This is a genomic window from Bifidobacterium sp. B4111, assembly GCF_026537235.1.
GTDB lineage: Bacteria > Actinomycetota > Actinomycetes > Actinomycetales > Bifidobacteriaceae > Bombiscardovia.
Genome location: NZ_JAFNMO010000001.1, coordinates 751,471 through 766,183, shown reverse-complemented (window position 1 = coordinate 766,183; position 14,713 = coordinate 751,471). Strand labels below are relative to the sequence as shown.

Sequence of the window (14,713 nt, the reverse complement as noted above, 5' to 3'; positions counted from 1 at the left end):
TCAGTCCTCCTCGCCCTTGGTGAACTGGGAGTTGTAGAGGGAGGCATAGGCCCCGCCGCGCTCCAATAGCTGGTCGTGGGTGCCCTGCTCGACCACCGAGCCGTGGTTGACCACCAGGATCAGGTCGGCATCGCGGATGGTGGACAGCCTATGCGCGATGACGAAGGAGGTCCTGCCCTTGCGCAGGGTGTTCATGGCCTGCTGGACCAGCAGTTCGGTCCTGGTATCCACCGAGGATGTGGCCTCGTCCAGGATCAGGATGTCCGGGTCGGACAGGAAGGCCCGGCAGATGGTCATCAGCTGGCGTTCGCCCTGGCTGAGCTCGCTGCTGTCCTCGTTGAGGACGGTATCGTAGCCCTGGGGCAGCTTGCGGATGAACTCGTCCACATGGGTGGCCTTGGCGCCATCAATCATGGTCTGCTCGGGGATGGTCTGTCCCTCGTCCAGCCCGTAGAGCAGGTTGTCGCGGACGGTCCCATCAAAGAGCCAGGTGTCCTGCAGGACCATGCCGAAGTGGCTGCGCAGGTCGTGGCGGGTCACCTTGGAGGTGTCCACGCCGTCGATGGTGATGCGTCCGCCCCGGATCTCGTAGAAGCGCATGAGCAGGTTGACCAAGGTGGTCTTGCCCGCCCCGGTGGGCCCGACGATGGCGATGGTCTGCCCGGGCTTGGCCTCGATGGATAGGTCCTTGATCAGCGGCTCGGCCGGATCGTAGGAGAAGCGGACGTGGTCGAAGCGGACATGCCCCTCGACCTTGCCTCCTGTCTCCTGACCCATATGGTCGGGATGCTCGATGTCCGGCACCTCTTCGGTCTCGTCCAGGAAGTCGAAGACCCTGTGGCAGGAGGCCAGGGAGGACTGGAGCATGGTGCCCATGGAGGCCAGCTGGCCAATGGGCTGGGAAGCCTGACGGGTGTACTGGGTGAAGGCCTGCAGGCCGCCCAGGCTCATGCTGCCGTTGAGCACGTGCACGCCGCCGATGATGACCACGATCACGAAGCTCAGGTTGCCGAAGAAGGTGGACATGGGCGTGACCAGGGCGGAGAAGAAGGAGGCTTTGAAGCTGGCCTGGTAGAGCTCCTGGTTGCGCTCCTCGAACTCCTCCTCGGCCTTGCGCTGGTGGCCGAAGGCCCGGACGACCATATGGCCGGAGAACATCTCCTCCACGTGGCTGTTGACCTGGCCGGTGCGGATCCACTGCCGGGTGAACTGCGGCTGGGTCTTCTTGAGGATGATGCCCGCGCACAGGGCCATGACCGGGATGATGATGAAGGCGATCAGGGTCAGCAGGGGCGAGATGGTCAGCATCATGATGAAGGCACCGATGATGGAGAAGACCGAGAAGAGCAGCTCGCCCAGGATCTGCTGCAGGGTGCCCGAGATGTTGTCGATGTCGTTGGTGGTCCGGCTCATGACCTCGCCGCGCGGGGTCCGGTCGAAGTACTGCAGGGGCAGCCGGTCCAGTTTGTCCTCGATCTGCCTGCGCATGGTGTAGACCGCGTCGGAGACCAGCCGGGTCATCAGGAAGTTCTGCACCAGCCTGACCAGGATGGAGATCAGGTAGATGCCGATGACGAACATGAGGATGGTGCCGAAGCGCCCCCAGTCGATGCCCACGCCAACCTGGACGTTCATGGAGTCGATCATCCGGGCGAACTTGTCCTGCCCGCGGGATTGCAGGTAGGTGACCACAGCCTGCTTGGGGGTGCCGGGCTTGGCGCCCATTTTGACCAGCATGGACCCCAGCAGCCCCTCGAAGAGGACGTTGGTGGCCTCGCCCATGACCTTGGGTCCGATGACGATCATGGCCACGGCGATCATGCCGGAGAGGACCATGACGATGACCCTCCAGGGGCTGGCCAGCAGATAGTGGACCAGCCGGCCCACGGTGTGACGGCGGCCGCCCACGGCCTGCGAGCCTGTATTTACGCTCAAGTTCTTAGCCATCTACTCGGCCCTCCCCTCGTCAATGCTGAGCTCTTCCACGTCGGGACTCTGCCCGCCCTGGGACTGGACGATCTCCTGATATGTTGGGCAGTCCTCCATAAGTTGGTCGTGGGTGCCCCGCCCGACGATGCGGCCTCGATCCAGGACCAGAATCTGGTCGGCCTGGCGGATGGACGCCGCCCTCTGGGCCACGACTATCTGGGTGGCCTGGCGGGTGACCGGCACCAGGGCCTCGTGCAGGGCCTGGTCGGTGGTCATATCCAAGGCGGAGAAAGAGTCGTCGAAGGTGTAGATGCGGGGGTTGCGCAGGATGGCCCTGGCCATGCAGAGCCGCTGCTTCTGCCCGCCAGAGAAGTTGGTGCCGCCCTCGGCCACGCGGGCATCCAAGCCCTCGGGGATCTCACGGACGAAGTCCTCGGCCTGGGCGATGCGCAGGGCTTCCCAGATGCGGTCGTCGTCGGCGTTTGGGTCCCCGTACTGCATGTTGTCGCGGATGGTGCCGGTGAAGAGGGTGGCCTTCTGCGGGACCGGCCCGAAGATCAGGGCCAGCTGGTCGGGGTCGTACTCGCGCACGTCGTGCCCGTCCACCAGCACCTGGCCGTCGGTGACGTCGAACATGCGGTTGGCCAGCCGGATGATGGTGGACTTGCCGGATCCCGTGGCCCCGATGATGGCCGTGGTCGTTCCCGGCCGGGCAGTGAATGAGATGTCCGAAAGGACCGGGTCCTGGGCACCTGGGTAGCTGAAGTCCACGTGCTTGAACTCCAAGAGCCCCTGGGGGTGCTCGTTGCGGTAGGGATGCTCGGGTGCGGCGATCTCGCTGGTGGCCTCCAGGACCTCGTTGATCCTTCGGGCGGCCACAGCGGCCCTGGGCAGCATGACCGACATCATGGCGGCCATCATCAGGCCAGACAGGATGATCATCAGGTACTGGATGAAGGCCTGCAGGGCGCCGATCTGCATGGCCCCGGAGTCGATGCGGCGGCCGCCGAACCACATGATGGCCACGTTGGACATGTTCAGCAGGAACCACATGAGCGGCACCATCATGCTCATCAGTCGACCGGTGGAGATCAGGACGCCGTAGACATCGCGGTTGGCCTTGTCGAAGCGAGCGGCCTCGGTCTTCTCGCGGACAAAGGCGCGGATGACCCGCACACCGGAGATCTGTTCGCGGACCAGACGGTTGACGGAGTCCAGCATGTTCTGCAGGCGGGTGAACAGGGGTCCCATCCTGCCCATGAGCACCAGGGCCACCAGGAGGATCAGGGGGACGATAACCGCCAGGGACCAGGTCAGGGGGCCGTCCTGGCGCAGGGCCAGAATCAGTCCGCCGATCAGCATGACCGGGGCCTGCAGGATGATCATCAGGGTCTGCATGGTGGTCATCTGCAACTGCTGAACGTCGTTGGTGGTGCGGGTGATCAGGGAACCGGCCGAGAAGCGCTCGATCTCGTTGAGGCTGAAGCCCTCCACCGAGGCGAACAGGTCCCTGCGCAGCTCGTAGCCCATCCTCATGGCCAGCCGGGTGGCGCAGTAGACGGCGACTATGTTGGCCACGATCTGGATGGCGGTGATCCCCATCATCTGCCAGCCGATCCGGTAAATGGCATCCTGGTCGCCTACGGCCACGCCCTTGTCGATGATGTCCGCCTGCAGGTTGGGCAGGTAGAGGTTCAAGGCCGTCTGCGCCACTTGAAAGAGCACCAGAACGGCCACCTGGAGCCAGTAAGGCCGCAGGTAGCGAGTCCATATCTTGATCACGTCAACATCCTTCACGCATACAGGTCTGCCGCAGTCCCCGGGCAGACAAACCACCACAGTCTATACCCGCGCCTTGGAGAACAAATTTGCTATTCCTTGAGCTGACATGGGCGTGTCAGAACGTGGTCAGCAGGCAGTGGCGTTCAGACGGCGAAGGCACCCCAGCGTCCGTCGCGGTGGACTACGGTCAGGTCCAGACCGAAGAGCTCGCTCAGGCGCGGACCGGTCAGTCCGCCCTCCAAGGGGCCTTGGTAGACGATGGTGCCCGGATCCGGGTCACCGGTGTCTGCAGTGTCGGCAGGACGCCGGCCCATCATGGCTATCCGGTTGAAGCCCAGAGGGATCTCCTCAAGTCGATGTGTGACCAGGATGACCGTGCGATCCTTGTCTTCACGGCCAATGTCGCTCAAGGCCCTGAGCACCAGCTCCCGGCCACCCAGATCCAGCCCGGTGGTCGGCTCGTCCAGGATCAGCAGGTCGGGATTGGCCATGAGCGCCCGGCATATCAGCACACGGCCGCGCTCCCCCTCGGAGAGCCGGTACATGCGCTTGCCCTTGAGGTAGGCGATGCCGAACCGGTACATCAGGGCCAGGGTGGCCTCCTCCTGCTCGGGTGTGAAGGTCTCCCTCCAACGGCCGGTGGTGTCGCTGAAGGCAGTCAGCACCACATCGTAGGGATCCTCCTGAGGGCTGATGGTCTTGGCCAGGCCGGCCGAGGCCAGCCCTATCCGATGCCGGTATGAGAAGACGTTCACCTTGCCCAGCCGGTTGCCCAGGATCTCTACGCTGCCGGTGCTGGGGAAGCCTCGGGTGCTCATCATGACCACCAGGGTGGATTTGCCCACGCCGTTGGGTCCGAAGAGGACCCACTTCTGCCCCTGGCCCACTTCAAGGTTGACATCGTCCAGTATGACCCGGCCCTGACGGCGGAATCCCACGTGCTGCATGCGCACGGCCTGCTGTTCTGCCACGCCTTCGCTCATGGTCACAGGGCCGTTCCGTAGGAGTCCAGACGGGGATTGTCCCGGTTGCCGCCCACCAGGAAGAGTCCCAGTACGCCCAGGCAGAAGACCGCCGCGATGGCGATGGTGGCCCAGATGGGAACGTGGGGCAGCCACATGCAGACCAGGAAGGCCAGGCCGGAGCAGATGATCAGGGCCCAGACCAGGATTCGCAGCCATTGACGCACGCCGCTGGGAGCCCTCAGCAGACGGGGGTTGCGGCCATTGGGGTCCACGGAGTCCTTCTGCACCAGGTCATCGGTGTGCCCGGTGGGCTTCCACTCGGCGCCCTGGCCAGCCTCCAGCCGACGGGAGCGCTCCTGCAAGGCCCGTTCATCCATCACTCCGGCCCTGCCCTTGGCTGTCATCCTCCGGTCATCATTGCCGCCACGGCGGTTCCGCTTGGCCTGCGCCCTACGTTCAGCGCGGTTGGTCATATCCCACTGCCTCCATCCCTTCGATCGGCACCATACCTTTTCATATTAGCGTGGGCGCCGGTCGGCCGCAGGCAGGGTCATAGCGCGCTCATCGGCTCGGATGGGGGCGGGCAATTCAGTGGCGCCTGTCAGATACCGGTCCACGGCCGCAGCGCAGGAACGGCCCTCGGCCAGTGCCCAGACCACCAGGGACTGACCGCGTCCGGCATCACCGCAGACGAAGATGCCGTCACGTTCGGTGGCGTAGTCGGCATCCCGCGCCACGTTCCCGCGCCCGTCCAGCCCTACGCCGGTCTGTCCGGTCAGGGTGGCCGTCTCCGGATGGGCAAAACCAATGCTGATCAGCACCAGGTCGGCAGGCAGAACCCGTTCGGTGTCGGGGTGGGGAATGATTCGATCCTGATCGTCACGACTGACATCCACCACGCGAACGCCGCGCACCCGTCCCTCATGGTCCCGGTCGAAGCCCGTGGGGGCGCTGGTCTGGTCCAGGTTGATCCGGTCATCGGAACCGTCGCCCAGGTATTCCAGGCTGTCCACCGCGTACTCGTAGTGACCGCCCTCCTCCATGGAAGAGGTGGGATTGTAGAGCCGGGCGTAGGTCGGCCAGGGCCGGTTATCGGGCCTGGACGAGGGTTCTTTGGGCCGGATCTGCAGGACGGTGACCGACTTGGCGCCCTCTCGCAGGGCCGTGCCCAGGCAGTCCGACCCGGTGTCGCCGCCACCGATGATGATGACGTCCTTGCCGGCCGCATCGATGTCGTTGATGGGCTCGCGGCCCATGAGTTCGCGGGTGGGGTCGGGCAGGAAGTCCATGGCGTAGTGGATGCCCTTAAGCTCCCGTCCGGGCAGATCCACCCGCCGGGGTTCGGTGGAACCAATGGCCACCACCAAGGCGTCATAGCGGGCCCGCAGCTGATCCCAGCCCAGGTCTTGGCCGATTTCGACGCTAGTGCGGAATCGAGTCCCCTCGGCCTCCATCTGCTCCAGCCGACGGTCCAGCAGGGACTTCTCCAGCTTAAAGGCGGGAATGCCGTAGCGCAGCAGCCCGCCAATGGCATCGGCGCGCTCGTAGACCACGACCGTGTGCCCGGCCCGGGTCAACTGCTGGGCACAGGCCAGCCCTGCGGGGCCCGACCCGACCACAGCCACAGTCATATCGGTCAGCCTCTGAGGCGGTCGGGGCTTGACCAGGCCCAGGGACCAGGCCTGGTCGATGATGGTCTGCTCGTCCAGTTTGATGGTGGTGGCCGGCTGGTGGATGGAGAGCACGCAGGAGGATTCGCAGGGAGCCGGGCAGATCCGTCCCGTGAACTCCGGGAAGTTGTTGGTCAGGCTGAGCCGCTCGTAGGCTTCGTCCCAGCGGCCTCGGGACAGCAGGTCGTTGAACTCGGGGATCAGGTTGCCCAGGGGACAGCCGGTCATGCAGAAGGGGGTGCCGCAGTCCATGCAGCGGGCGGCCTGCTCGGCGGTCCAGGGACCTGGACCAGTGGTCTGATGCACGTCCCGCCAGTCCTTCAGGCGTTCAGCCACTGGGCGTTCGGCGAGCTCGTGCCGGGTGCGTACCTTGAGGAATCCCTTGGGGTCGACCATATCAGTGCGCTCCTTCCATGACCTGGGCGTAGGTAGCGTCCCAGACGCCGGGCGCGTTGAAGTCCACCTGCTCGCGCTCGGCCTCTTCCATGGCCTTCTTCATGGCCAGATAACGGCGGGGAACCAGATGGGTGAACCGAGCCAGCGCGCTTGGCCAGTCCTCCATCAGGGCGGCCGCAGCCTTTGATCCGGTCAGCCGGACATGCTCGGCGACGAGATCTCTGAGCATGGCCGCCTGGTCCCGGTCGGGCTCCAGGGCCAGCAGGGAGCCGTCATTCCAGGCTTCAGGATTGAGCCGTGAGGCATCCATATCCAGCAGGTAGACATCCCCTCCCGAGAAGCCAGCGCCGAAGTTGCGTCCAGTGGAACCCAGAACCACTACCAGGCCGCCGGTCATATACTCGCAGCCGTGGTCGCCCAGGCCCTCGACCACGAAGCGGCCGCCCCCGTTGCGCACGGCAAAGCGCTCCCCGGCCCGTCCAGCTACGAACATATCGCCTGAGGTGGCACCGAATCCTGCCACATTGCCGCAGATGACGGTTTGGTGCGGATCGAAGCGAACTCCCTGGGCAGCGTGGAGGACCAGACGACCGCCGGACAGGCCCTTGCCTGCATAGTCGTTAGCCTCGCCGATCACCCGGATGGTCTCGCCACGGGGGATGAAGGCGCCCAGGGACTGTCCGGCAGAACCTGTCAGCGTGATGTCCACGGTGTTCTGCGGCAGGCCGGCTGCCCCGTATTTGCGAGTGATCCTATAGCCCAGCATGGTGCCCACGCTCCGGTTGACGTTGCGCACGGCTCCCTTGACGGCCACCGGCCGACCCTCATCCAAGGCGTCGACGGCCTGATTGATCAAGTCCACATCCAGGGACTTGTCCAGTTCGTGATCCTGAGCCTGGGTGTGATGCAGCACAGTGCCTGGGGTGGGGCCCGGCTTGCGCAGGATGGCGTCCAGATTGATGCCCTGGCTTTTCCAGGCGTGCACAGAGGTGTCCCGGCGCAGGCACTCCACGTGGCCGACCGCCTCCTCCAGGCTGGTGAAGCCCAGGGATGCCAGGATCTCCCGCACTTGGCGGGCCATGAACATAAAGAAGTTGACCAGGTCCTCGGGCCGACCGGTGAAGCGCGAACGCAGCTCCGGATCCTGGGTGGCAATGCCCTGGGGGCAGGTGTTCTTGTGACAGGCCCTCATCATGACGCAACCCTCCACCTGCAGCGCCGTGGTGGCGAAGCCGAACTCCTCGGCCCCCAGCAGAGCTGCTATGACCACATCGCGGCCGGTCTTGAGCTCACCGTCGCACTGGACCACGATCCGCGAGCGCAGGTCGTTCATGACCAAGGTCTGCTGGGTCTCTGCCAGGCCCAGCTCCCAGGGGGTTCCCGCGTGCTTGATGGCATTGAGGGGCGCCGCTCCCGTGCCGCCGTCCTGGCCGGAGATGAGGACCACGTCGGCATGGCACTTGGCCACGCCTGCGGCCACGGTTCCCACCCCGTGCTCGGAGACCAGCTTGACATGAATGCGGGCTCGAGGGTTGGCCATCTTCAGGTCGTGGATGAGCTGCTTGAGGTCCTCGATGGAGTAGATGTCATGGTGGGGAGGAGGCGAGATGAGCTCGACCCCGGGTGTGGAGCGCCTGACCTGGGCTATCCAGGGCGGGACCTTGGCGCCGGGAAGGTGTCCGCCTTCACCTGGCTTGGCTCCCTGGGCCAGCTTGATCTGCAAGTCGGCGGCCGAGACCAGGTAGTCGCTGGTCACCCCGAACCGAGCCGAGGCCACCTGCTTGATGCGGCTGGTCCTGGCAGGGTCTGCAATCCGGTCCGGAGACTCGCCGCCCTCGCCCGAGTTGGACCTGGCCCCCAGCCGATTCATGGCCAGGGCCATGGTCTCATGAGCCTCCTGGGAAATGGACCCATAGCTCATTGCGCCGGTGGAGAAGCGGGTGACGATGGACTCGGCGGGCTCCACCTGGTCCAGTGGTATGGGTGCCCTGCCGGAGTGCAGCTCCATGAGGCCACGCAGGGTCATGCCCCGCTTGGCCGCCGCGTTCACATGGTCGGTGTAGGCCCTGAAGAGCCCGTAGTCCCCGCGCTTGGTGGACTGCTGGAGCAGAAAGATGGATTCGGGGTCGTTCAGATGGTCCTCGCCGGTGCGCCGCCAGTGGTAGTTGCCGCCTGTCTCCAGATCATGCCCGGATCCGGCGGTCCACTCGATGGGGTAGGCCACCCGGTGGCGCTGGGCCACCTCGGCAGCTATCTCATCCAGGCCTATGCCGCCCACCAGGGAGGTGGTGCCGGTGAACCAGCGGTCAATGACCTCACGGCTCAGCCCGACGGCCTCGAAGAGCTGGGAGCCACGGTAGGACATAATGGTGCTCACGCCCATCTTGCTCATGATTTTCAGGACCCCGGTGCTCAGGGCCCTGACCAGGTTGGCAGAGGCCTTTTTGGCGTCCACATGCAGGTCGCCGCTGTTGGCCAGGTTCTCCACGGACTCCAGGGCCAGGTAGGGGTTGACGCAGGCGGCGCCGTAAGCGATCAGCAGGGCCACATGGTGGACCTCGCGCACATCGCCGGCCTCCACTGCCAAAGAGACCAGCGTGCGGGTATGCTGACGAAGCAGATGGTGCTGGACCGCCCCAGTCAGCAGCAGGGAGGGTATGGGTCCCCAGATGTGGTTGGAGTCCCTGTCTGACAGGACAAGCACATTGCAGCCCTCCTCGATGGCCTGGTCCACCTCCCTTTCGATGGCTTCCAGACGCTCCTCGAGGGCCTTGCCGCCTCCGGCCACCTGGTAGAGGCCGCGGATCAGACGGGGGCGGAAACGGCCTTCCAGGACTGGCGCCCGGTCCAGGCGCTTGATCTGTGCCATCTGCACGGAGTCCACCACAGGCAGGTCGATGTGGATTTTCCAGGCGTGCTCGGGGGTGTCCTCCAAAAGGTTGGGCTCAGGGCCGATGGCTGAGGCGATGCTGGTCACCAGCTTCTCGCGCTCCCAGTCCAGAGGCGGGTTGGTGACCTGGGCGAATTTCTGGGTGAAGTAGTCGAAGAGCAAGCGGGACCGGCATGAGAGCACGGCGATGGGCGCGTCATTGCCCATGGACCCGATGGGCTCGCCGCCGCTTTCGGCCATGGGCCCCAGCAGCATGGCCAGGTCCTCCCGGGTGTAGCCGAAAGCCTGTTGCCTGCGGTGAACCGAGATGCGCGAGTAATTGACATGCTCGCGCTCGGGAAGGTCGTCCAGACGGACAGTCCGCTCGGAAACCCACTTCCTGTAGGGGTGCAGACCGGCCAGCTGGTGTTTGATCTCATTGTCGGGCACTATCCGGCCCTCTTTGGTGTCCGCCAGGAACATGCGTCCCGGCTCCAGCCTGCCCTTGACGACGATGGATTCCTGGGGCGTATCCTCCAGGACGCCGGCCTCCGAGGCCAGGACCAGGTGGCCGTCCTCGGTCAGCTGCCAGCGGCCCGGACGCAGGCCATTGCGGTCCAGCTGGGCGCCCACCAGGGTTCCGTCGGTGAAGACGATGGCCGCCGGTCCGTCCCAGGGCTCAATCAGTGTGTCGTTGTACTGGTAGAAGGCCTTCAGGTCCGGGTCCATGTCCGGATCCTGCTGCCAGGCCGGAGGCATCATCATGGAGACTGCATGGGGCAGGGACCGTCCGGCCAGGTGGAGCAGCTCCAGGGTCTCGTCGAAGGTGCCCGAGTCTGAGGCGCCAGGCGTATTGACCGGCAGCAGCTGGGCCATGTCGCCCAAGAGCTCCGAGCTCAGCTTTCCCTCGCGGGCCGACATCCAGTTGCGGTTGCCCTGGATGGTGTTGATCTCCCCATTGTGGGCGATCATCCGGAAGGGCTGGGCCAGGGGCCAGGAGGGGAAGGTGTTGGTGGAGAAGCGGGAGTGGACGATGGCCAGGCGGGCCTTCATGGCCGGATCGCTCAAGTCGGGGAAGAAGCCCTGCAGCTGCTTGGCGGTCAGCATGCCCTTGTAGGTGATAGTCCGGCAGGACAGGGAGGCGAAGTAGACGCCCAGCTCGTGCTCGGCACGCTTGCGGACCCGGTACCCCAGCCGCTCCAGGTCCAGTCCTCCGCGGCCCTGAGGGCCGGCGTCGCACATGATGGGCATAAGGAATCGCGGCATGGAGGCCAGAGCCTGAAGACCCAGTCCGCCCGGGTCGGAGGGCACTGCCCGCCAGGCCAGGACACGCAGTCCCTCCTGGCCTGCAATCGATGCGATGGCCTCTTCCTGGCTGGCAGCCTGTGCCGGATCCCTGTCCAGGAAGGCCATGCCCGCCAGATAGCGGCCGGCTTCAGGCAAATCCTGGTAGACACGGGTGCGCATGAACTCGTCGGGCATGGAGAGCATGATGCCGGCCCCATCGCCGGTGTTGGGCTCGGCTCCCACGGCCCCTCTGTGGTCCAGGTTGACCAGAACGCGGATGCCCTGCTCAACAATCAGTCTTTCGTCCTGTCGGTTGAGGGTGGCCACCATGCCGAAACCACAGGCATCGTGTTCCGTATCAGGGTCATAGAGACCTTGCGGGCCGTGGACATGCAGATCGAGGGGGGCCGTGAATGACACCGCAATCACCTCATTCGTGGGACGCGGGCGGGGCCGGCATGCTCCACCCTTGAAGAGCCTGGTCATTGGTGAATAAACACAATAATGCATTCACAGGTGACATCCGTGTAACGTTCCGCAGTGTCTAACGAATTCCTACTGCCTCCAGGACCTGATCGATGACCAGATCATTGAGCAGGCGGCCCCGGCGGGTCACCTGGATCCTGTCGCTCACGGGATGCAGGAGTCCCTGGTCGACCAAAACCTTAAGAATCTTCGGGTCGGCCGGACGACCCGCCTGTCTGGTCAGCCGATCCATTCCTAGGCCTTCAGGCAGGCGCAGGGCCAGCATGACCGTTTCCTCCAGGTCCTGCCTCCAGCCCAGAAGCTCGGCATCCTGCCAGGGCACATGTCCGGCATCCATGGCGGCTGCCCAGTCCCTGGGGTGGGCGATGTCCCAGGAGCGAATAGCCCGGGCACGCCGCTCCTCCAGGCCGGGCTCCGGCGAAAGCCACCAGTGTGCCATGGAAAGGGCCTCTTGCGCTGTTGACGTTCCTGTGGCTCTGAACCCGGGCGAAACGGAGGGCATGGGCTCCTGCTCCCGGGTTGCTTCCACCGGTGCCATGCCCGTGGCCTGGCCTTCCAGAGCACGATAGTGGGAGTGAGCGCCGGGCCCGATGCCAGCCCAGTCCACGTTGTGCCAGTAGCCCAGGTTGTGGCGGCTCTCCTGGCCGGGGCGGGCCCAGTTGGAGATCTCGTACCAGTCAAGGCCTGCCTGGGAGAGCATGTCGTCGGCCATCTCGTACTTGGCCGCCTCGTCATCGTCATCAGGGGCGGGCAGTTGGCCCCGGCGCACAGCACGACCCATCTTGGTGGTGGGTTCCAGCGTCAGGGCATAGGCGGAGACATGGTCCACGCTCAGGTCCAGGGCAGCCTGCAGGCTGGTCCGCCAATCCTCAAGCCGCTCCCCCGGCGTCCCGTAGATCAGATCCACGCTGGCCCTGAGACCCAAATCCCTGGCGGCGGCTACATCGGTGGCCACATTGGCCGGGGTATGAGTGCGGTCCAGGGTGGCCAGGACGCTGGGCACTGCTGACTGCATACCAAAGGAGACCCGGTTGATGCCCCCCTGGAGCAGCTGCTCCAGGTAGGCCCGATCCACGGTGTCAGGGTTGGCCTCGGTGGTGATTTCGGCCCCCGGGGTCAACCCCCAGAGGTCGGCCACGGCCTCGACCATGCGCACCAGATCCTGGGCAGGCAGAATGGTGGGCGTTCCGCCGCCGAAGAAGATGGTGGACACGGGCGGCTCTATCAGGCCCCGGGAAGTCTGCCAGGCGCGGACCATGCGCATCTCCTGAATGGCCAGGTCGGCGTAGTGCTCCCGGCTGGCGCCCCCGCCCAGGTCCCGGGCCGTGTAGGTGTTGAAGTCGCAGTATCCGCAGCGGCGCATGCAGAAGGGCACATGGATGTAGACCTGGTAGGATCCCACCCGTTCAGCCCTCCTTCTTGGCGGCAGCCCGGATCTTGTCCTTGGTGTCCCTATCCTGGGCCTGGCCCGTGCTCAGGGCGGCGATGAAGGCCTCCTGGGGCACTTCGACATGTCCCAGCATCTTCATGCGCTTCTTGCCGGCCTTCTGCTTTTCGAGCAGCTTGCGCTTGCGGGTGATGTCGCCCCCGTAGCACTTGGCCAGCACGTCCTTGCGCAGGGCGCTGATGGTCTCGCGAGCGATAATCCGCGACCCTAAGGCCGCTTGGATGGGGATCTCGAACTGCTGGCGCGGAATCAGCTTGCGCAGTTTCTTGGTCATCATCACCCCGTAGGCGTAGGCCTTGTCCTTGTGGACGATGGCCGAGAAGGCATCGATCTTCTCCCCCTGGATGAGGATGTCCACCTTGACCAGGTCGGCGGACTGAGTGCCGTCGGGCTGGTAGTCCAGGCTGGCGTAGCCCTTGGTCCGGCTCTTCAGCTGGTCGAAGAAGTCGAAGACGATCTCGGCCAGGGGCATGCGGTAGTGCATCTCGACGCGCTCGGGGCTCAGGTACTCCATGGTTCCCATCTGCCCGCGATGGTCCTGGCAGAGCTCCATGACCGGTCCGATGAACTCCTTAGGAGTGATGATGTCGGCGCTGACCACGGGCTCCAGAATCTGGCGAACCTTGCCATCGGGGAACTCGCTGGGGTTGGTCACCGTGTGCTCGCTGCCGTCCTCCATAGTCACCTGGTAGGTGACGTTGGGGGCCGTGGCGATCAGATCCATGCCGAACTCCCTGCTCAGGCGCTCGGTGACGATCTCCATGTGCAGAAGCCCCAGGAAGCCGCAGCGGAAGCCGAAGCCAAGGGCCACGGAGGTCTCCGGCTCGTAGACCAGGGCGGCATCGTTGAGCTTGAGCTTGTCCAGGGCGTCGCGCAGCTCGGGGAACTGGGCGTTGTCGATGGGGAAGAGCCCGGAATAAACCATGGGCTGGGGGTCCTGATAGCCAGGCAAGGGCTCCTTGGCCGGGTTGGACTCGGTGGTGACGGTGTCGCCCACCTTGGACTGGCTGACGTCCTTGACGCCTGTGATCACGTAGCCGACCTCCCCGGCCCCCAGGGCCTTCGTGGGGGTCATGTCGGGGCTGATCACGCCCAGTTCGATGGGGTCGTGCACGGTCCCCCGGCCCATCATGCGGATCTTCTGACGCTCCTTGAGTTCGCCGTCCACCATTCTTATGTAGGTGACGATTCCCCGGTAGGAGTCGTAGACCGAGTCGAAGATGAGGGCGCGGGCTGGGGCCTTGGGATCCCCTTTGGGGGCCGGCACCTGGTCCACGATCCGATCCACCAGCTCGCGGATCCCCTGGCCGGTTTTGCCGGACACCCGGAGCACCTCGTCCGTGGAGCAGCCGATCAGATTGGCGATCTCCTCGGCGTGCTTGTCCGGCTCGGCCGAAGGCAGGTCGATCTTGTTGAGGACGGGGATGATGGTCAGGTCATCCTCCAGGGCCATATACAGGTTGGAAAGGGTCTGCGCCTCGATGCCCTGGGTGGCGTCCACCAGCAGAACCGCGCCCTCGCAGGCCTCTAGTGCCCGGGAGACCTCGTAGGTGAAGTCCACATGGCCAGGGGTGTCAATCATGCCCAGGGTGTATTCGACGCCATCCTTGACCCAGGGCAGGCGAACGGCTTGGGACTTGATGGTGATGCCGCGCTCCTGTTCGATGTCCATCCTGTCCAGGAACCGATCGTGCATCTCGCGCTTGGGCACAATCCCGCTCAGCTGCAGGATCCGGTCGGCCACCGTGGATTTGCCGTGATCGATGTGGGCGATGATGCAGAAGTTGCGGATCAGCGATTGGTCGGTGAATCCTGGTTGGTTCTTGGCTTCCTGCACCGGTCTGCTCTCCTCACGTACGTCTGGTCTAACGATTCTAGACGA

At 64.8% G+C, this 14,713-nt stretch carries 8 protein-coding genes; all 8 read right to left on the bottom strand.

The features are described 5' to 3' along the window. The 8 genes from J3T93_RS03510 to lepA all read right to left on the bottom strand — a co-directional run bounded on the left by J3T93_RS03510 (nt 1) and on the right by lepA (nt 14,668). Complete coding sequence (locus J3T93_RS03510) at nt 1–1,947, bottom strand: ABC transporter ATP-binding protein (protein WP_267430514.1); 1,947 nt, start codon at nt 1,945–1,947, stop codon at nt 1–3. Then, nucleotides 1,948–3,711, bottom strand: coding sequence for an ABC transporter ATP-binding protein (locus J3T93_RS03505; protein ID WP_267430513.1), 1,764 nt, complete (start codon nt 3,709–3,711; stop codon nt 1,948–1,950). A gap of 143 nt (nt 3,712–3,854) precedes the next feature. Next, nucleotides 3,855–4,694, bottom strand: coding sequence for an ABC transporter ATP-binding protein (locus J3T93_RS03500; RefSeq protein ID WP_267430512.1), 840 nt, complete (start codon nt 4,692–4,694; stop codon nt 3,855–3,857). Nucleotides 4,695–4,696: 2 nt separating this feature from the next. Next, nucleotides 4,697–5,149, bottom strand: coding sequence for a tripartite tricarboxylate transporter TctB family protein (locus tag J3T93_RS03495; protein ID WP_267430511.1), 453 nt, complete (start codon nt 5,147–5,149; stop codon nt 4,697–4,699). 45 nt (nt 5,150–5,194) lie between these two features. Continuing rightward, entirely contained in the window at nt 5,195–6,742 is a 1,548-nt protein-coding gene (locus J3T93_RS03490; protein WP_267399902.1) for a glutamate synthase subunit beta, read from the bottom strand. Nucleotide 6,743: 1 nt separating this feature from the next. Next, the gene (gltB, locus tag J3T93_RS03485; protein WP_267430510.1) at nt 6,744–11,318 is read right to left on the bottom strand and encodes a glutamate synthase large subunit; all 4,575 of its coding nucleotides are present in this window, start codon (nt 11,316–11,318) and stop codon (nt 6,744–6,746) included. Between the two features lie 124 nt (nt 11,319–11,442). After that, nucleotides 11,443–12,747 carry a radical SAM family heme chaperone HemW gene (hemW, locus tag J3T93_RS03480; protein ID WP_416378825.1) on the bottom strand — a complete coding sequence of 435 codons (1,305 nt, stop codon included), beginning with the start codon at nt 12,745–12,747 and terminating at the stop codon, nt 11,443–11,445. A 43-nt stretch (nt 12,748–12,790) separates the two neighbouring features. After that, nucleotides 12,791–14,668, bottom strand: coding sequence for a translation elongation factor 4 (gene lepA, locus J3T93_RS03475; protein ID WP_267430508.1), 1,878 nt, complete (start codon nt 14,666–14,668; stop codon nt 12,791–12,793). Nucleotides 14,669–14,713 lie beyond the last annotated feature (45 nt).